Annotated in this window: 20 protein-coding genes; 1 reads left to right on the top strand and 19 read right to left on the bottom strand. The window is 41.0% G+C overall.

From position 1 onward, the window contains the following. Positions 1 to 5 precede the first annotated feature (5 nt). The 9 genes from rnc to BANVL01_RS00845 all read right to left on the bottom strand — a co-directional run bounded on the left by rnc (position 6) and on the right by BANVL01_RS00845 (position 8,776). On the bottom strand, positions 6 to 746 hold the full coding sequence (rnc, locus tag BANVL01_RS00805) for a ribonuclease III (protein WP_066085279.1): 741 nt from the start codon (positions 744 to 746) through the stop codon (positions 6 to 8). A gap of 162 nt (positions 747 to 908) precedes the next feature. After that, positions 909 to 1,142, bottom strand: a complete 234-nt coding sequence (gene acpP, locus BANVL01_RS00810) for an acyl carrier protein (RefSeq protein WP_066085278.1) — start codon at positions 1,140 to 1,142, stop codon at positions 909 to 911. A 59-nt stretch (positions 1,143 to 1,201) separates the two neighbouring features. Beyond that, positions 1,202 to 1,945, bottom strand: a complete 744-nt coding sequence (gene fabG / locus BANVL01_RS00815; RefSeq protein ID WP_066085276.1) for a 3-oxoacyl-[acyl-carrier-protein] reductase — start codon at positions 1,943 to 1,945, stop codon at positions 1,202 to 1,204. Further along, complete coding sequence (gene fabD / locus BANVL01_RS00820) at positions 1,942 to 2,889, bottom strand: ACP S-malonyltransferase (RefSeq protein ID WP_066085273.1); 948 nt, start codon at positions 2,887 to 2,889, stop codon at positions 1,942 to 1,944. The genes fabG and fabD overlap by 4 nt, the downstream gene beginning before the upstream one ends. Positions 2,890 to 2,908: 19 nt before the next feature. Further along, complete coding sequence (plsX, locus tag BANVL01_RS00825; RefSeq protein WP_066085270.1) at positions 2,909 to 3,904, bottom strand: phosphate acyltransferase PlsX; 996 nt, start codon at positions 3,902 to 3,904, stop codon at positions 2,909 to 2,911. 13 nt (positions 3,905 to 3,917) lie between these two features. Continuing rightward, entirely contained in the window at positions 3,918 to 4,484 is a 567-nt protein-coding gene (gene fapR, locus BANVL01_RS00830) for a transcription factor FapR (protein ID WP_066085267.1), read from the bottom strand. A gap of 106 nt (positions 4,485 to 4,590) precedes the next feature. Further along, positions 4,591 to 6,639: an ATP-dependent DNA helicase RecG gene (gene recG / locus BANVL01_RS00835; RefSeq protein ID WP_066085265.1), complete on the bottom strand. Its 2,049-nt coding sequence runs from the start codon at positions 6,637 to 6,639 to the stop codon at positions 4,591 to 4,593. 79 nt (positions 6,640 to 6,718) lie between these two features. Then, positions 6,719 to 8,398, bottom strand: a complete 1,680-nt coding sequence (locus tag BANVL01_RS00840; protein ID WP_066085263.1) for a DAK2 domain-containing protein — start codon at positions 8,396 to 8,398, stop codon at positions 6,719 to 6,721. Positions 8,399 to 8,413: 15 nt separating this feature from the next. After that, positions 8,414 to 8,776: an Asp23/Gls24 family envelope stress response protein gene (locus tag BANVL01_RS00845; RefSeq protein ID WP_024030202.1), complete on the bottom strand. Its 363-nt coding sequence runs from the start codon at positions 8,774 to 8,776 to the stop codon at positions 8,414 to 8,416. A gap of 321 nt (positions 8,777 to 9,097) precedes the next feature. On the opposite strand from BANVL01_RS00845, the gene rpmB reads away from it, so the two are divergent. After that, positions 9,098 to 9,286, top strand: a complete 189-nt coding sequence (gene rpmB / locus BANVL01_RS00850) for a 50S ribosomal protein L28 (RefSeq protein ID WP_066068532.1) — start codon at positions 9,098 to 9,100, stop codon at positions 9,284 to 9,286. A 106-nt stretch (positions 9,287 to 9,392) separates the two neighbouring features. On the opposite strand, the gene spoVM is transcribed toward rpmB, so the two are convergent. The 10 genes from spoVM to def all read right to left on the bottom strand — a co-directional run bounded on the left by spoVM (position 9,393) and on the right by def (position 18,485). Beyond that, entirely contained in the window at positions 9,393 to 9,476 is an 84-nt protein-coding gene (gene spoVM / locus BANVL01_RS00855) for a stage V sporulation protein SpoVM (protein WP_024030200.1), read from the bottom strand. Between the two features lie 92 nt (positions 9,477 to 9,568). Further along, positions 9,569 to 10,216, bottom strand: coding sequence for a thiamine diphosphokinase (locus BANVL01_RS00860; protein WP_066085261.1), 648 nt, complete (start codon positions 10,214 to 10,216; stop codon positions 9,569 to 9,571). A gap of 48 nt (positions 10,217 to 10,264) precedes the next feature. Further along, complete coding sequence (gene rpe, locus BANVL01_RS00865; RefSeq protein ID WP_066085259.1) at positions 10,265 to 10,909, bottom strand: ribulose-phosphate 3-epimerase; 645 nt, start codon at positions 10,907 to 10,909, stop codon at positions 10,265 to 10,267. Between the two features lie 3 nt (positions 10,910 to 10,912). Further along, entirely contained in the window at positions 10,913 to 11,794 is an 882-nt protein-coding gene (rsgA, locus tag BANVL01_RS00870; protein ID WP_066085257.1) for a ribosome small subunit-dependent GTPase A, read from the bottom strand. A gap of 82 nt (positions 11,795 to 11,876) precedes the next feature. Continuing rightward, positions 11,877 to 13,850, bottom strand: a complete 1,974-nt coding sequence (gene pknB / locus BANVL01_RS00875; protein ID WP_066085254.1) for a Stk1 family PASTA domain-containing Ser/Thr kinase — start codon at positions 13,848 to 13,850, stop codon at positions 11,877 to 11,879. Positions 13,851 to 13,856: 6 nt separating this feature from the next. Continuing rightward, on the bottom strand, positions 13,857 to 14,606 hold the full coding sequence (locus BANVL01_RS00880) for a Stp1/IreP family PP2C-type Ser/Thr phosphatase (RefSeq protein ID WP_066085249.1): 750 nt from the start codon (positions 14,604 to 14,606) through the stop codon (positions 13,857 to 13,859). A 6-nt stretch (positions 14,607 to 14,612) separates the two neighbouring features. Then, positions 14,613 to 15,695 (bottom strand): dual-specificity RNA methyltransferase RlmN, encoded by a 1,083-nt coding sequence (gene rlmN / locus BANVL01_RS00885; RefSeq protein WP_066096323.1) that lies wholly within the window; start codon positions 15,693 to 15,695, stop codon positions 14,613 to 14,615. 12 nt (positions 15,696 to 15,707) lie between these two features. After that, entirely contained in the window at positions 15,708 to 17,057 is a 1,350-nt protein-coding gene (gene rsmB / locus BANVL01_RS00890; RefSeq protein WP_066085248.1) for a 16S rRNA (cytosine(967)-C(5))-methyltransferase RsmB, read from the bottom strand. Position 17,058: 1 nt separating this feature from the next. Next, positions 17,059 to 18,003, bottom strand: a complete 945-nt coding sequence (gene fmt, locus BANVL01_RS00895; RefSeq protein WP_066085246.1) for a methionyl-tRNA formyltransferase — start codon at positions 18,001 to 18,003, stop codon at positions 17,059 to 17,061. Further along, entirely contained in the window at positions 18,000 to 18,485 is a 486-nt protein-coding gene (gene def, locus BANVL01_RS00900; protein ID WP_066085244.1) for a peptide deformylase, read from the bottom strand. The genes fmt and def overlap by 4 nt, the downstream gene beginning before the upstream one ends. Positions 18,486 to 18,553: the final 68 nt, after the last annotated feature.

Raw genomic sequence — 18,553 nt, forward strand, 5'->3', positions numbered from 1 at the left:
TTTTTCTAGGTTGTTTTTGTTTTTAATACATCCAGTGCCATTTGCGCGGCATGCTGCTCCGCTTCTTTCTTGGATTTTCCAGTCCCCACACCTAATTCTTTACCATTCAATGATACCTTGGAAACAAACTCTTTACTATGGGCAGGTCCTTTTTCCTGAAGGACACGATATTCAATCGTACCGGCTGCATCCCTTTGAATCAGTTCCTGTAATTGACTTTTAAAATCCATCACATGAGAAAAAGCACCAGCATTAATTTTAGGAAAGACGGTCTGCTCAAGGAAGGTAATGACGGCTTCAATTCCTTGGTCTAAATAAAGGGCACCAATAAATGCCTCAAATACGTCAGCAAGCAAGGCTGGACGCTCTCTTCCGCCTGTCATCTCTTCTCCTTTGCCAAGCAAAATGAGTTTTCCAAAATTAAGCTCGTTGGCAAAAGCTACAAGCGATGGCTCACAGACAATCGCAGCTCGGAGCTTCGTCAATTCCCCTTCGGTCATCGTTGCATATTTTTTGAAGAGGAATTGCGAAACAGTAAGCTCCAGTACGGCATCTCCTAAAAATTCAAGTCTTTCATTATCTTCGAAAGGCTTTCTGCGATGCTCATTCACATAGGATGAATGAGTAAAAGCTTGTTTTAATAATTTCTCGTTTCCAATCTTAATTCCAATTTTGTTTTGAAAATCTTGAAATTGATTTTCCTTTGCGCGATTATTCATCTCTTTTTCCTTGCCATTTTTGCGCATTAAAGTCTCCACCTTGCATATTATTTACACACTTCTACCCTATAGTTTAAGAAAGTTTTAATCAAAACGCAAAGAAACTTGGCAGATAGGTTACTCTACCAAGTTCTATCATACAGAATAAAGCTCCGTTTGAAAACGGAGCTTTATGGATAAATCCAACGATTATTTCGTGCTATTTATGTAATTAACAGCATCACCAACTGTGCCGATTTTTTCAGCATCCTCGTCAGAAATCTCCATATCGAACTCATCTTCTAATTCCATTACTAGTTCAACTACATCTAGGGAATCAGCGCCAAGATCATCTTTAAATGAAGCTTCAAGCTTTACTTGAGACTCATCAACACCTAAGCGGTCAACGATGATTTTTGTTACACGTTCTAATACCTCTGCCATGCTCGTTCACCTCCCCTCAAGCTATTATAGAGTATTCTATCCAAATAATAAATGAAAAGTTACATCACCATGCCACCATCTACATGGAAGGTTTGACCTGTAATATAAGATGAATCATCTGATGCGATAAACGTTGTAAGTTTAGCGATATCCTTAGGCTCTCCTAATCTTGCCAAAGGAATCTGTTTTAACATTTCTGCCTTTACATCTTCAGGTAATTTATCCGTCATATCGGTGGTAATAAATCCCGGTGCAATCGCATTTACGGTAATATTCCGGGAAGCAAGCTCTTTTGCAGTCGTTTTCGTTAGACCAATGACACCTGCTTTTGCGGCCACATAGTTCGCTTGTCCAGGATTTCCACTAACGCCAACGATCGAGGCAATATTAATAATCCGGCCAACCCGCTGCTTCATCATTTGTCTTGTAACAGCCTTAGTAACTAAGAAGACTCCTTTAAGATTAATGTTGATCACATCGTCCCATTCTTCTTCTTTCATTCTCATTAATAAATTATCCTTGGTAATCCCAGCGTTATTAATAAGGATATCAAGTTTACCGAAAGTATCAATTGCCCCTTTAACCATCGCTGTTACTTCTTCAGCATTTGATACATCACATTTTATCGCAAACGCTTCTCTTCCAAGGGCTTTGATTTCATCGACTACTTCATTAGCCTTTGCTTCACTGCCAGCAAAGTTTACCGCCACATTGGCCCCTTGTCTAGCCAGTTCCAAGGCAATTTCCCTGCCAATACCTCTTGATGCACCAGTAACCAGGGCAGCTTTTCCAGCTAAAATCATAACTTTTCCTCCTTTAGGGCATCCACTACTGCTAGTGCACTTTCCTCATCCGAAACGGAATACGTTTTCACTGTTTTATCAATTTTCTTCATTAAGCCGGAAAGAACTTTTCCAGGGCCAATTTCAATAAATGTGCCGACACCTAATGTAATCATTTTCTGGACAGAATCTTCCCATAAAACAGGGGAATAGAGCTGTTCAATTAATTTATCTTTAATTTCAGATGAGCTGCTAATCGGCTCTGCTGTCACATTTGCAATAACCGGAATTTGAGCATCCTGCATTTCTGTAGCATCTAACACTTCACGAAGCTGCTCAGCAGCTGGTTTCATTAATGGCGAATGGAATGGGCCGCTTACCTCTAATGGCAGTACCCTTTTTGCCCCCGCTTCTTTCGCCTTTACTCCAGCGAGTTCGACGCCTTTTCGCGATCCAGAAATGACAATCTGCCCTGGACAATTTAAATTAGCTAATGACACAGGGAAACCGGATTCAGTTACTTCAGTTGTTATAGCAGAAAGGGGGGCACGGTCAAGTCCTAAAACAGCTGCCATCGAGCCTTCACCGTTAGGGACCGCATTCTCCATAAATTCTCCTCGTTTCCTTACGGCATATACTCCTTCTTCAAAGGAAAGTGCGCCTGCAGCAACAAGTGCGGTATATTCTCCTAAACTGTGACCAGCGACGTAATCAGCCCTAATCCCGGATTTACGGAAGAAATCTAAAATCGCGATACTAGTTGTTAATAGTGCCGGCTGGGTATTAACAGTCAAAGTCAATTCCTCTTTTGGTCCTTCAAAGATAAGGTTACTCAGTTTTGTTGATAACTTTGTATCAGCTTTTAAAAAATATTCCATTACCTCAGAGTGTTTTTCTGCCAACTCTTTTCCCATTCCAACCGCTTGTGACCCTTGTCCTGGAAACACAAATGCTATTTTACTCATTTCAACACTCCTTTATCATCTATTTTTCCGGCTTATCATTTTCAATCGTTTGTTTAATTAACCCGCCGACATCATTACTAACCATTTCCCTTGTTTGCCTGATGGCACTATAGATGGATTGTCCGTTAGACGAGCCGTGTGCCTTAATCACCGGAGCCTTTAAGCCAAAAAGAGCTGCGCCGCCATATTCAGAATAATCCATCGTGCTTTTTAACGTCAAAAGATTTGGTTTCAAAACAGCGGCAGCCAGTTTACTTTTAAAACTGCTCATTAAAGCTGTTTTCAACATCTTAAACATCGAAAGTGCGGTTCCCTCAATCGTTTTCAACACCATGTTGCCCGTAAATCCATCAGTTACGACAACATCTGCAACACCATCCAGCAAATCACGTGCCTCGACATTGCCGACAAAATTCACATTTGCGTTTTTTAAAAGTTCAAATGTTTGTTTAGTAAGATCGTTTCCTTTTTTCTCTTCCGTGCCAATATTTAAAAGGCCGACACGAGGTTTAGTAATACCTCTTACTTTTTCACTGTAGATGGATCCCATTATCGCATTTTGCAGTAAATGCTCAGGCTTCCCATCAGCATTGGCGCCAACATCGAGGAGGAGAAAGCCTTCGCCGCCTATAGTCGGCAGTGTCGGCGCTAAGGCCGGTCGGTGTATCCCTTCAATTCTGCCAACAACGAACAGCCCTGCCGCTACTAAGGCCCCCGTATTACCTGCAGAAATACAGGCATCAGCCAAGCCATCAGCTACTTGTTGGGCAGCAAGCACCATTGAAGCATTTTTCTTGCGGCGAACTGCTTTTACCGGTTCATCTGTTCCAAGAATGACATCAGTTGTATGTAAAACAGTAATTCGATCGTGAGCCGATAACGTTTCATTAATTTTGTTTTCATCCCCGACAAGGGTGATATGTATATCAGAAAATGCTTGAACAGCCTTCATTGCACCTAAGACGATTTCCTTCGGTGCATTGTCACCGCCCATTGCATCAATAGCTAGTTTCATTTTGCCTCATCCTCTAACGATTTTTCGAACGGTACATTTCAAAGTCTCCGGTAAAAACAAGCTCATTATTCACAAAGCTTGCCACTTCGACAAACGTTCTATCTACGTTCTCATCAATTTTCATTACTCTAGCTTTGGCAATTACCCGCTCATTCAATTTCACCAACCGCTTAAATTGGATATTTGCTTTGGCTGTTAATGCCAATTCGTCATTAATCACCGCAACAGCCAGGGAATTAGCCTGAGCAAAAACATGATGACCGCGGGCAATATTATTTCTTATGAAGACATGCTCTTCCTTCACATCGAAAATGGAAATAGCACTTTGATCTAATTCAATATCAATGATTTCGCCAATAACTTCTTCTAATGGCAAGGAGCGGACTTCGTCTTCGAATCGTTTCTCGGCCACCGTTTTTATCCGTTCGCGGAGTTCCGGAATCGATAGTTCTAACCTGTCCAATCGAATTGTTTGCACACTCACTTGAAATTTTTCAGCTAGTTCTTCATCTGTAATAAAAGGGTTCTCTTTAATTGTTGAAGTTAATAAACGCTGCCGTTCTTTTTTACTTATTTTCATGATTACACACCGTCCGAGATATTATGACTAGGTACTAAGAGTAGTATAAAATTTAAAAAAGCAGATTGCAAGAATTAAATTTCTCCCCATTATCTGCCTTTCTATTTCAATCTAGTTTCTCTCCTTCTAAAACGCCAGATTCCTCTAACTGCGCTCTTAAGAATTTATAGTCAGGAGAGGTCCAGAACGTATCCGACTGGATCAACATCGCTGCATCATTTCTTGCCGTTTCCAACGCCCGGTAATCATGAACCATGTCTGCTACCTTAAATTCCGGCACCCCGCTTTGTTTCTTTCCAAAAAAGTCGCCCGGTCCGCGTAACTCTAAATCCTTTTCACTTAAAACAAAGCCGTCATTCGTTTCTGTCATGATTCTCATACGTTCCTGACCAACTTCCGACTTCGGGCTGGCAAGCAAGATGCAAAAGGATTGGTCACTGCCGCGGCCGACACGTCCGCGAAGCTGGTGCAGCTGTGACAAACCAAATCTCTCCGCATCATAAATAACCATCATCGTCGCATTCGGTACATTCACCCCTACCTCCACAACGGTTGTTGAGACGAGCACCTGCACCTCATTTGTGCTAAACTGCTTCATGACTGAATCCTTTTCATCCGCACTTAAGCGGCCATGCATCAGACCAATCTTATAGCGATTTTGAAAATAATGCGTTAAAGTCGTATGGACATCAATGGCATTTTGCACATCAAGCTTGTCCGATTCTTCAATGAGCGGGCAAATGACATAGGCTTGATGACCTTTTACCAATTCTTTTTCTACAAAGGCAAGGACACGCTCAAGCATTTCCGGTTTGGCCCAATAGGTCTCGATGGTCTTTCTGCCGGCCGGCATCTCGTCAATGACCGAAACGTCCATTTCGCCAAATACCGTTATCGCCAGAGTCCTGGGAATGGGGGTCGCTGTCATAAACAGCACATCAGGACTTTCTCCCTTTTCCCGCAGCACTCTTCGCTGTTCAACACCGAACCTATGCTGCTCGTCGGTAATGACAAAACCGAGTCTTTTAAAAATTACCTCATCCTGAATTAAGGCATGTGTACCAATTAAGATATCAACCTTACCTTCTGCTAATTCTTCGAGGATCTCGCGCCTGCGTTTTCCTTTGACAGAACTTGTCAAAAGCTCGCACTTGACCCCAAAAGGCCCTAGGAGGTCTTTCAGTGATACAGCATGCTGCTCAGCTAAGATTTCTGTTGGTACCATTAAGGCCCCTTGAAAGCCTGCAGTTACACTGGAAAATAAACCAATTGCTGCCACCACGGTTTTCCCGGAACCAACATCCCCTTGCAAAAGACGATTCATCCGTAAGGGAGACTTTAGTTCAGCTAACACTTCATTGACGACCCGTTTTTGCGCATTTGTTAATGGAAAGGGCAGACTACTGATAAATTCCTTCACTTTCGTCAAATCATAGTTTTGTGTGATTCCTGGGGAATGCTCCCTTTCAAATTTCCTTAACGCCTGCATTTTTAATTGAAACACCAAAAATTCCTCATAGACAAAACGCCGCCGTGCCTGCTTCACATCCTCTGGATTGTCAGGAAAATGCATCTTTCTACTGGCATCCTGTCTGTTCAAGAGCCGATATTTTGTTAAAAAGGCTTCAGGCAGTGTCTCTTCGATGAAATGTCCATATTGATTAAAGGCAATGTTAATAAACTTCCGCATTCCTTTTGTAGTTACTTTGCCTCGTAACGAGTAAACAGGTTCAAAATCTTTTGCTTTTGCGTTTGCGCCGGCCTGCATTTCATTTGCGGTAATCGTTTGCCGGTGTGCATCCCATTTTCCTGTAACCGTAATCGTTTCATTCATGATGATTTTATTTTTTAAATAGGGCTGATTAAAGAAAACGACTTTAATTAGGTATGACCCAACAAAAAGCCGGATCGTCAGCTTTGATTTCTTTTTTCCAAAGTAGGCAAGGGCAGGCTCACTATGCACCTTCCCTTCGACTGTCACTTTCTCATCATGCTGTACTTCCGATAAATCCTTTAGCGAATAGTCTTCAAACCGGTAAGGGAAATATTCTAATAGATCATGAATCGTATAGATTTTCATTTCCGCAAGGGCTTCTGCTGTTTCTTCCCCAATTCCCCTTAAAGCCGTTACTGATTGGTTTAGATTCTCGAACACAATACTCTCTCCCTTTGCGAAATTACAATAAAAAAGAAGGGTCTGACCCTTTTAGTCTCCCTTCTATTTTAGCCGTTCCTTATTCAATTGAAAAGATAAATGAATACAATGGCTGCTGGCCATTATGGATTTCGATTTCCACGTCTTCGTATTGTTCTTGGACAAATTGTGCAAGATTCTTTACTTCTTCCGCGGTCACGTCTTCACCATAAATGATGGTTAAGATTTCCGAATCTTCCTCGATCATCTTTGTTAACAGATCTTCTGCCACTTTCGCTTTATCTTTGTTTTTGACAATAATTTTCCCTTCGGCAATACCCATGAAATCATCTTTTTCGATTTCTAGACCATCAATTTGTGTATCACGTACAGCGAAAGTAATTTGACCGGTCTTAACGTGCTGTAAGGCATCCTTCATCGCTGTTTCATTTGCTGCCACATCAGTGGAAGGGTTAAACGCAAGCAGGGCGGAAAGCCCTTGAGGAACCGTTTTAGACGGTATCACATAAATTTCTTCTTCCGTAACATCGGCAGCCTGCTCTGCAGCCATAATGATGTTTTTGTTATTTGGTAAAATAAATACCTTTTTAGCATTTACTTGTTTTACGGCTTTGACAATATCCTCCGTACTCGGATTCATGGTCTGTCCACCTTCAATAACTGCGTGTGCTCCAATACTTTTAAATAAATCGGCAATCCCTGCACCCATCGAAACTGTAACAATTCCGTATTCTTGAAGTTCTTTAGAAGGTACAGGACGTTCGGAAACTAAAGCAGGATGGGACTCACCAACAATATTGGAGTGCTGCTGGCGCATATTTTCGATTTTCATATTAATTAAGTTACCGTATCGTTGGCCGTAGGATAATACCTCACCAGGCTGCTCGGAATGAATATGGACTTTGACCACATCTTCATCCGCAATAACCAATAAAGAATCACCTAATCTGCTAAGGTCATTACGGAATACCCCTTCATCGAATGGATGCTTGGCTGTCTTATCCTGTTCAAATCGAACCATAAATTCCGTGCAATAACCAAATTCAATATCCTCTGTATTCATATGGCTTTGAACACTTCTATGGTGTTCAGCACTCACCATTTCATCCATTGAAGACGCAATCGGTGATTCTGGCAGTTCTTCTCCTTTAAGGACAGCAAGAAAACCCTCATAAACAAACACAAGCCCTTGACCGCCGCTGTCGACGACGCCGACTTCCTTTAAAACAGGCAGCAGGTCTGGTGTGCGCTTAAGGGATGCTTTTGCTTCTTTAAGTACTTCTTCCATAACGGCGATAATATCAGTTGAGTTTTGGGCCGCTTGAACCCCTTTTTTAGCGGAATCCTTAGCAACCGTTAAAATCGTTCCTTCGACAGGCTTCATGACAGCTTTGTATGCTGTTTCAACTCCTGCTTCTAAGGCTAGCGCAAAATCTTTCGCGGAAATTTTCGATTTTGTTTCAACTGCCTTAGAAAATCCACGAAATAACTGAGAAAGGATGACACCTGAATTGCCGCGCGCTCCCATTAGCAAACCTTTGGAGAGGGCTACCCCTACTTTACCAATATGTTCCTGAACATTATTCTTTACTTCCTTTGCACCGGAAGTCATTGATAAATTCATATTTGTTCCAGTATCACCGTCGGGCACAGGAAAAACGTTTAAGGCATCGACCATTTTTGCATTTGCAGCCAAATGATTAGCACCTTGTATGACCATCTCGGCAAAACGTTTTCCATCTAATGCTGTAATTGACACAAACTTTCCTCCTCACTACGGGTTCGTCACGCGAACTCCCTGAACGTAAATATTTACCGAGTCAACAGCAAGTCCAACAGTCTTATCGAGGGTGTATTTAACCTTTGATTGCACGTTGTGGGCAATTTCGGAAATTTTCGTTCCATAGCTGACAATAATGTACATATCAATATGTAATGCCTCATTCTCTTGGCGTACAATTACACCGCGAGTGAAATTTTCTCTTCGAAGTATTTCGGTTATTCCATCTTTAATTTGATTTTTAGAGGCCATACCGACGATTCCGTAGCATTCGATAGCCGCACCGCCAGCAATGGTAGCGATTACTTCGTTTGAAATATCAATTTGTCCGTACTTTGTTTTTAATTCAATGGACATGAATCGTTCCCCCTCCTGAATAATTGCTCTTTGACTACAGTCATTTTACTATAGTCAAACAAATATTGAAAGTCATACCTCAATAAAGAATATATTATAACTTTGTGAATTGGCAAGCGAAAGTACCCAGGACTTCAGGTCGTATTGTCAAGGTATTTTTCTTGAAAGGTTTTGATACAACTATTGCATTCAAATAAGTTGTATGATAAATTATTAAGGTATCTCAAGACTAGAAAATTTGGCACGGCCATTTTTCTATATCCAGATGAAATATCTTAAGATTGCTGTATAAAGCTTTTGGTAGTTAAGGAGGGATAGTCTATGCCACGTCAATGTGTAATAACTGGTAAGAAAACTACAACTGGTAACAATCGTTCTCACGCAATGAACGCGAATAAGCGTACATGGGGTGCTAACTTACAAAAAGTACGTATTCTTGTTGACGGAAAGCCTAAGCGTGTTTGGGTTTCTGCAAGAGCGTTAAAATCCGGTAAAGTTGAACGCGTTTAATAAGAGCCAGGGCATCCTTTAACAGGGTGCTCTTTCTTTATAACATCCCCCAAACAAGGTAAAATAAAAAGCACCCAAAATAACGGGTGCCATAAGATTTATCATTCTATTCGTTTTTCTTAAACGCTCCAATCATCGCTCGGACAATTCCACCTAAAAATTTCGGCAGCTTAATTGTATAAAATTTCATACTGTCCCTCCTCACAAATCTTCCCCAGCTTATTCATTTCAACTTTTTTCGTACGCTCTACATTTTATTCTCACGAACGAAAACAGTACCTATTAATCGTGACTTCTTATCACTATTAATATGCCTTCGGAAAATGAAAAAGTACCATAATCACTAATAAGTTCATTACTAATACATAATGTAGATCCGAGTGAAATATGCTTATTTTTCAAAGGAAATTTAAAGCCTACAAGCGTAATGCCACTTACTTCAAGCGTTAAAGGTACAAAGGATATATATTTTTTTGTTTTCATTTTTTCAATGGAATAACTGCCTGGTTCCTTCAAATAAGCGATGTTATGTCGATCAATCATGTAGACACTGGCTGGATTTTTTTCTTTAAGTGGATTTAGCAACAGATGCACATTTGCAAATAAATGATCAAGCCTGCCTCCTGTCGCACCGAACAAACGAATAATTGATGGTTTCTGTGCCAGCGCCCAATTGAGGGCAAGCTCCATATCCGTTTCATCCTTTTCTGGCTTGTATCGCTTCATTTTTGATACTTGCCTTTCAATGAATACTAATTCTTCCGGTGAAACCGAATCGAAGTCACCAAAGGCAATTTCAGGAATTATATTTCTATTTAAAAGATGAAATACACCGCGGTCAACACCAACCCAAATGTTGTTTTCCTCTGTATAGTCTGTAAAGTCCGGCAGCAATTCTTCAGGGCCTCCGGCAAGTATATTAATTATCATCAGACAATCCCCTTTTCTATATAGAAAAAGCCAGCTGTTTAGCCGGCTTTACCCTCTAATTAGCGAAATTGCCTTCGCATAATCAGGTTGATTATAAATGGCCGAGCCTGCAACGAGTACATTTGCACCGGCTTCCATGCATAGCTTTCCTGTTTCCGGATTGACGCCGCCATCAATTTCAATTTCAAGAGCTAACCCTTTTTCTGCAGCCATCTTTTTAACCCTTCTAATTTTTGGAAGGACCTCAGGGATAAATTTTTGACCGCCGAATCCAGGATTAACTGACATTAATAACACCATATCAATATCCCCGATAATGTGTTGAATGGATTCAACAGGTGTAGCCGGATTTAATACCACTCCTGCTTTAATTCCAAATGATTTTATATTTTGAATCGTGCGGTGAAGATGTCGGCATGCCTCGAAGTGAACCGTAATATAATCAGCCCCTGCCTTAGCAAATGCCTCGATATATTGATCGGGGTTCTCAATCATCAAGTGGACATCGAGCGGCAGCTTTGTAAGCGGTCGAATCGCTTCCACAATAAGTGGACCAATCGTAATATTCGGTACAAAGTGACCGTCCATCACATCAATATGAATATAATCGGCGCCCGCCTTTTCAACAGCTGTAATCTCTTCCCCCAATTTTGAAAAATCGGCTGAAAGAATCGAAGGTGCTATTTTCACCATGCGTTAATACCTCGGCTTTCTATCTTTTATTTCCTGGAGAAAATCTAAATAATGCTTATAACGATAAGCTGGAATTCCACCTGAATCCACTTCCTGTTTTACGCCACATTTCGGCTCAGTGACATGTAAACAGCCCCTAAATTTACAATTCTTACTCGCAAGTTGTAATTCAGGAAAGCAGGCAGTCAGGTCCTCTGCATCGATGTTGTTGAATTCTAACGAACTAAAGCCTGGTGTATCTGCAATGAGTCCATTACCAATTTTAATAAGTTCTACATGTCTGGTCGTATGCTTTCCACGGCCAAGATGAGAGGATATATCATTGGTTTTTAATTCAAGGCCTGGTCTAAGTACATTCAGCAATGAAGACTTCCCTACACCCGATTGCCCCGCAAATACCGATATTTTATTTTGCACATGGGGATTTAATTCTTTAATCCCTGCTTCTGTTTCTGAAGATGTCAGGATTACTTCATAGCCGGCTGTTTTATATTGTTCAGCAAATTCCGCTATCTTTTGCTTTTGATTTGCTGTAGCCAGGTCCATTTTCGTAATACAGATTAATGGTTCAATGTGATTGAATTCAACCAACACTAGAAACCGGTCCAATAAAACAGTGCTGAAATCTGGTTCTACAGCTGAAAAAACAAGAATGGCCTGATCCACATTTGCAATCGGCGGGCGAACCAATTCATTCTTCCGCTCTTTTACTTCGAGAATGTAACCCTCAAGGTCATTTTCAGCTTGAAAAACCACTTCGTCACCTACAAGTGGAGTAATTTTGTTCTTGCGAAAAACACCTCTTCCGCGGCATTGGGTCAGTTCCTCGTTATGAAGGACATAATAAAATCCGCTTAATGCTTTGACAATTTTTCCTTCAGGCATAGCCACACTCCTTGCCATTTATCTTTCCACTTGTCTTTTTCCCCTGTCATATACCTTGGAATAATTTTCTTCAGCAGAAAACTTATTCCGTATCTGAATAGATTTTATTTTCATCGATGATAACCTTGTCATCACGGAAGACCTGATATCTTGCTTTTCCGTTAAATGGAATATATAATTTAATTTCTTTCTTTATATCTTCGGTGATATAAAAGGAATCTGCTGGTTCTGTCATACTGTTATAGGCATCTTGAATGAAAATGGTAACCAATTGTTTCTGTCCGGGCTCCCCTGGTACAGCGGGTTCAAAAGGAATTGGCAGTTCTATAATTTCCTCTTTTGGCGGCTTTTCCTCTTTACCTTTTGAAATAATCACGGTAACCTTATCACCTTTGGTCATCGTTGTTCCCTTCTCTGGTGATTGCGAAATAACCATACCAGCTGGGATTTTGTCGTCATATTTCTCTTGAGAGGCATCTAAGTCTAGCCCTACTAAAGAAGCATAGTCCTGGGCACCATTTACATTGTATTGCGTTAAGTCCTTTAAGATAAACTTTTCTGGACCTTTACTCACCTCGAACTCCAAAACCGTCTCTTCAGGAACCACTTTTTTACCCTCGGGATAGTTCTGACTAATAATCGTTCCAGGTTCACTTTCATCATTTTTCTCTATTTTTTTAATATCTTTAAAATCTTTATTTTTTAATAAGCTGAAGACATCCTCATAGCTGCGCCCCAGATAACTTGACAGTTCATATTTTTCTTTTCCGGAACTAATGTAGATGGTTATTTTCGAATTTTCCTTTACTGTGGACCCGATTTCAGGGTTTGTCTTAATAACGTTCCCTTTTTTTACTACATCGTCAGTGACTTCGATCTTGTCTCCAACCTCAAGTCCTTTAAGTTTAAGCTTTGAAATGGCATCATCCAAATTCATCCCGCTTACATCAGGAATTTTGACGTCCTTAGCAGCCAACAATCCAGGTAAAACGGTAAAAGCTAATAATCCAAGAATGGCAAGTGTAAGGAAGGTAGATATTAATATAAGCGGCCACTTTTTTCGTTTCTTGCCTTTTTTATCATTTTTTACAGCATCTTTGCTATTATTCGCTGGTTTATCGCTGCTGTGGACTAATGTTTCATCAAGATTTTTTAGATGGTCATTTGTTATAACCGGGATGGCTTTCGTTGCCTCATTATCAATCGGAATGACAAATTTTGATTCATTCATCCTTTCAGGATCGAGTGCGGTTCTTAAATCTTCCTCCATCTCTTCAACACTATTATAACGATGGAATGGATCTTTAGCGGTTGCCTTTAAGACAATGTTTTCAACACTTTGCGGGATATTCGGATTCCATCTTCTAACAGAAGGGGTTTCTGATTGAAGATGCTTAAGCGCGATTGATACGGCTGATTCACCGGAAAACGGAAGCCTGCCAGTTAATAACTCAAACATCACAATCCCCAGCGAATAAATATCAGACTTTCTGTTCGCCATGCCGCCACGGGCTTGTTCTGGTGATAAATAATGAACAGAGCCTAGTACGGAATTAGTTTGGGTAATGCTTGTGGCACTTAGTGCCATGGCGATTCCAAAATCGGTCACTTTTACATTACCGTCATGGTCTACCAAAATATTATGCGGCTTGATATCGCGATGGATAATATGGTTTTGATGGGCATGAGAAATCGCTGAAGTTAGCTGACTCATAATCCCAATGGCATCTTCCACTCTTAGAGGAGAATTTTGTTGTATGTATTGTTTAAGTGTCTTTCCATCGACAAATTCCATCACAATATAATAAAGGTCATTTTCCTCGCCAACATCAAAAATATTAACGATATTTGGATGGGCAAGGCTTGTCGCAGATTGTGCCTCCCTGCGAAACCTGCGGATAAATTCTTCATCATTAGCAAAATCGAGGCGAAGCATCTTTACTGCCACATCGCGGTCAAGAATCATATCATGAGCCAAGTACACATTGGCCATACCGCCTCCGCCAATCATTTCCAATATTTTATAGCGGCCGCTTATTCTTTTCCCAATTAGCATTTATCTTCACCCTCTTTCAATGTCGTCGTCAAACTCTAGTATGATTAGGGTGATGTTATCTTCTCCACCATTTTCATTTGCCATGTTAATGAGTGTTAAAGCTTTTTGTTCAAGGGAATCTTCATTTTGCAGGATAGTAGTCATGAACGCTTCATTAACCTTGTTCGATAATCCATCGGAACATAAAAGAAGAAAATCGCCTTCTTCAAACATAATCGTTTTAATATCGATTTTTACATCTGGTTCTGTTCCTAATGCACGGAGAATAACATTTTTCCGCGGGTGATGCTCTGCATCCTCTTTTGATATTTGCCCTGTACGGACTAATTCATTTACGAGTGTATGGTCTTCGGTTAACTGCTGAAATCCAGTATCATTTAAAATATAACAACGACTGTCACCAATATGTGCAAGGGTTGAAAAGAGCTGGGTAGCAATCACCGCTTCAATGGTCGTACCCATTCCATCACATTCCAAATTGTTATTAGCATGTTCAAACAACAATTTATTCACTTGGAGAATATGCGTCCTTAGCCACGCTTCCGCCTGATCTGCTGTTTGAATTCCTTCAGATTTCTCCCACATTTCCTGTAAATATGTCAAGGTCATATTACTCGCAACATCTCCGGCACGGTGACCGCCCATTCCATCAGCTACAATGGCTAGGCGATGTCCGTCCCGGTTTAAAAAAGTTCCAACACTGTCCTCGTTATTCTGGCGGATCCTGCCTCGGTCCGTTCTATATACAGCCTTCACTTTTTCTCACCTCGTCTCCTCTTTTCGCTCCTTTGCACGAAGCTGTCCACATGCTGCATCAATATCTGACCCCTGCTCCCGGCGAATGGTTACATTTATTCCTAGGTTTTTCAATGTTTTTTCAAAGGCAAAAATCTTTTCTCTTGGGGTCCGTACATAATCCCTTTCAGGAACATAGTTTACGGGAATTAGATTCACATGGCACTTGATCCCTTTTAATAGGCTAGCCAATTCTTCAGCGTGTTCGATTGAGTCGTTCACACCACCAAAAAGACCATATTCAAAGCTTATCCTGCGACCCGTCTTATCGATATAATACCGTACTGCTTTCATTAAGTCATCAAGTTTATATGCTTTGTTAATCGGCATTAATCTTGAACGTAATTCCGTATTCGGTGCATGCAGAGAAATCGCAAAATTTATCTGCGTTTGTTCATCGGCAAACTGATAAATTTTTGGAACAATTCCGCTTGTCGAAACCGTAATATGGCGTGCCCCAATATTAAGCGCTTTTTCATGGTTAATGATTTTTAAAAATGACAGCATATTATCGTAGTTATCGAACGGCTCACCAATCCCCATGATAACAACCGAGTCTACCCGTTCATTTGTTTCATCAAGTGTTTGTTGTACTTTGACAACTTGAGCGACAATTTCGCCTGCTTCCAAGTGTCGTTTTAAGCCGCCAAGTGTGGAGGCACAGAAGGTACAGCCGATCCGGCAGCCAACCTGTGTGGTTACGCAAACAGAGTTCCCATAATCATGGCGCATTAGCACGGTTTCGATTGAATACCCGTCATGCAATTCAAAGAGAAACTTTATTGTTCCATCAGCAGATGTTTGTTGAATGGCGGTATTAAGGGTTGTCAGCTGAAAATGCTCTGAAATTTTATCACGCAGGCCTTTTGCGACATTACTCATATCTTCAAATGCGGTAATCCGCTTTTTATAAAGCCAATCAAAGATTTGCTCAGCCCTAAATGGTTTTTCATCATTTTCAGTTAGCCAGCTTTTTAGTTCGTCAAGCTGCAAAGAGTAGATCGATTTCTTATTCATATCCAATGTTGTATTCGTCTCAGTTGTATTCATTTGTTCCAACTGTTACACCCTCTTTCTTAATGTTGCTATATAAAAGCCATCCGAGCCAAAGTCCTGCGGGAATATTTGCAGGTCAAAGCCGGTAATAAATGGTTGAATCGCTTCAGGCATCCTATCTTTAAACGACAGATCCGCTTCGAATTCCGGATTATTCTGCAAAAACGTTTCGACCGTATTTTGATTTTCCTGTTTATCTACAGTACATGTACTATAGACGAGGATGCCGCCCTTTTTCAATAATGGGGTTACAGACGTTAAAAGATCTTGCTGAACCCTGCTTAAGCGCTCTATATCATTTTCTGTTTTCGTATACTTCATATCAGGCTTTCTCCTCATTACACCAAGGCCTGAGCACGGAGCATCGAGAAGAATCCGATCGAAGGATTCAACCTTAAACTTTTCCTGTAAATGTCTAGAATCAGAAACACTTGTTTTTATATTTCCTAACCCTAAACGTTTTGCGTTGTCATTGATTAATCTTACCTTGTGCTGATGAAGATCAACCGATATCACTTCGCCGGTATTGTTCATTTTTTCAGCAATATGCGTGCTTTTACCGCCAGGTGCAGCACAAGCATCGAGAACAAATTCGTCTTGCTTGGCACCCAATGCATAGGCAGCAAGCATCGAGCTTTCATCTTGAATCGTGAACATCCCATAGTTAAAGGCGATGGTGGAAGCTAAATTCCCCTTTAACGACCTGATTGCCTCAGGAATGACTGGACTCTTTTCAATTTGAAAACCGTCCTCTTCTAAAAGGGCAATACATTCATCCCGAGAAATTTTTGTGAGATTTACTCTAGCTGTCTGCATTGGTGCTGTTAAGTTAATTTCGCACATTTCTTTCGTTTTATCATAGCCGAATTGGTTAACCCATCTAGTTACAAGCCATTCCGGATGACTAGTCTCAAGTGCTAGTCTTTCGTTTGGGTCTGAAACCTCCTTCAAAGATGGGAGCCCTTCTCTCTGAATGCTCCGGAGCACACCATTTACTAGACTGGCAATCCCTTTATGTCCGCGTTCCTTGGCAATTTCAACCGCTTCGTAAATAGCTGCTCTGTCGGGAATCCGGTCGAGATAAACCATTTGATAAAGCGTTAGTCTGAGTAAATGATGAATCCAATTTGCTAATTTCTTATTGTCTTTAACGAACGGCTTTAAAAAGAAATCCAGCGCCATTCGTCTTTGCAATGTTCCATAGGTCAATTCCGTCAGTAATCCGACATCTACAGGCGACAATTCGTTTTTTTCAATCGTACTGTTAAGAAGCAAATTGCTGTACGATTGGTTTTTCTCGATGGTCACTAATAGGTCCATGGCAATTGCACGTACATTTTTTTTTGTTGAAGTCATGTTAATCTCCCAGCTTGCTGCCTATTGAAATTTTTGAACCTGCACCGCGTAAAAATTGTTCACTCATCATTTTTGTTTTTCCTGAAGGCTGAAGTTCAATAATTTTAATGGCGGTTTCATTACCCGTACTAACTGTAAAGCCATCTGATTCTATTTTTAAGATTGTTCCAGGCTCTTGTTTCATCAAATCGGTTACTTTTTCAGCGCGCCATATTTTTAGTACTTGGCCATCCATTGAAGTAAAGGCAACTGGCCAAGGATTCAGCCCGCGAATATGGTTATAGATTTCTTCACCCGAATTCGACCAGATAATCTTTTCCTGCTCCCGCTTAATGTTGGCAGCAAATGTTGCTTCCGCATTGTTTTGCGGCTTCGGCGTGAGACGCCCTTCTATTAGAAGCGGCAATGTTTCGGATAACAATTTAGACCCTGCCGCACTTAACTTCTCATGAAGTGTACCAACATTGTCCTCTTCTGTAATTGGCACCTCAACACTGGTTAAAATGTCACCGGCATCTAATTTCTCAACCATGTACATGATGGTAACACCGGTTTTCTTTTTGCCTTGAATAATTGCGTAATGGATCGGAGCTCCACCGCGAAGTTCTGGCAGCAGTGAGGCATGAACATTAATGCAGCCGTATTTTGGAGCCTCTAACAGCTTATTCGGCAAAATTTGTCCAAAGGCCGCTGTAACAATTAAATCTGGGTTTAAGGACAGAATTTTCGCCAGTTCCTCTTCTTGACGAATTTTCTCTGGCTGGTAGACGGGGATCCCTTGTTTCAGGGCCTCCACCTTGACCGGCGGCGGTGTTAACAGCTTTTTTCTTCCGACTGGACGGTCTGGCTGGGTAACAACACCAATGACCTCATAGCCATCTTTGATGATTTGCTGCAAGACTGGCACAGAAAAATCGGGAGTCCCCATAAATACAATTTTCGTCATTCACTCTCTACTCCTTTTAACTCATCTTCCTTGAGGTATCGAGTTACCTTGGTCGTGAATAATATCCCGTCAAGATGATCAATTTCATGTTGAATTGCCCTAGCAAGGAAACCTTCTGCTTCGAGTGAGTATCTCCTGCCTTTTCGATCTAAGGCTTCAATCATGACAAAATCAGGTCTTGTTACTTCGCCAAAAAGGTCAGGAAAGCTTAAACAACCCTCTGGTCCTGTTTGTTCGCCAGCTGTTTTCATAATCCGAGGGTTAATCATTTCGATTGTTCCCGATTCATCATCGACATCAACAATTGCGACGCGCAAGTTTAGTCCGATTTGCGGAGCGGCAAGGCCGACCCCATCATTTTCAATCATCGTGTCGTACATATCATCAAGTATTTTCGCAAGACTACTATCAAATTTTTCCACAGGTCTGCATATCTGCTCAAGAATCTCGGCAGGATGCATGACAATTTTTCGTATTGACAAAGCTGTTCCTCCATATTATCTGGTTTTTAAGCTGTTTTCTTATTATTGTGTTAGGTTCATTTTCTCCC

This window comes from Neobacillus novalis NBRC 102450 (assembly GCF_001591805.1).
GTDB classification, from domain to species: domain Bacteria; phylum Bacillota; class Bacilli; order Bacillales; family Cytobacillaceae; genus Neobacillus; species Neobacillus novalis.

Bases quoted from the DNA above. Each gene is read 5' to 3' on its own strand.
- fabG (WP_066085276.1), bottom strand. From the start codon at position 1,945: ATGATTTTAGCTGGAAAAGCTGCCCTGGTTACTGGTGCATCAAGAGGT.
- spoVM (WP_024030200.1), bottom strand. From the start codon at position 9,476: ATGAAATTTTATACAATTAAGCTGCCGAAATTTTTAGGTGGAATTGTC.
- fabD (WP_066085273.1), bottom strand. From the start codon at position 2,889: ATGAGTAAAATAGCATTTGTGTTTCCAGGACAAGGGTCACAAGCGGTT.
- BANVL01_RS00860 (WP_066085261.1), bottom strand. From the start codon at position 10,216: ATGATAATTAATATACTTGCCGGAGGCCCTGAAGAATTGCTGCCGGAC.
- rpmB (WP_066068532.1), top strand. From the start codon at position 9,098: ATGCCACGTCAATGTGTAATAACTGGTAAGAAAACTACAACTGGTAAC.
- rsmB (WP_066085248.1), bottom strand. From the start codon at position 17,057: ATGACTTCAACAAAAAAAAATGTACGTGCAATTGCCATGGACCTATTA.
- acpP (WP_066085278.1), bottom strand. From the start codon at position 1,142: ATGGCAGAGGTATTAGAACGTGTAACAAAAATCATCGTTGACCGCTTA.
- rpe (WP_066085259.1), bottom strand. From the start codon at position 10,909: ATGGTGAAAATAGCACCTTCGATTCTTTCAGCCGATTTTTCAAAATTG.
- plsX (WP_066085270.1), bottom strand. From the start codon at position 3,904: ATGAAACTAGCTATTGATGCAATGGGCGGTGACAATGCACCGAAGGAA.
- rlmN (WP_066096323.1), bottom strand. From the start codon at position 15,695: ATGAATACAACTGAGACGAATACAACATTGGATATGAATAAGAAATCG.
- rnc (WP_066085279.1), bottom strand. From the start codon at position 746: ATGCGCAAAAATGGCAAGGAAAAAGAGATGAATAATCGCGCAAAGGAA.
- fmt (WP_066085246.1), bottom strand. From the start codon at position 18,003: ATGACGAAAATTGTATTTATGGGGACTCCCGATTTTTCTGTGCCAGTC.
- fapR (WP_066085267.1), bottom strand. From the start codon at position 4,484: ATGAAAATAAGTAAAAAAGAACGGCAGCGTTTATTAACTTCAACAATT.
- pknB (WP_066085254.1), bottom strand. From the start codon at position 13,850: ATGCTAATTGGGAAAAGAATAAGCGGCCGCTATAAAATATTGGAAATG.
- BANVL01_RS00845 (WP_024030202.1), bottom strand. From the start codon at position 8,776: ATGTCCATTGAATTAAAAACAAAGTACGGACAAATTGATATTTCAAAC.
- rsgA (WP_066085257.1), bottom strand. From the start codon at position 11,794: ATGCCTGAAGGAAAAATTGTCAAAGCATTAAGCGGATTTTATTATGTC.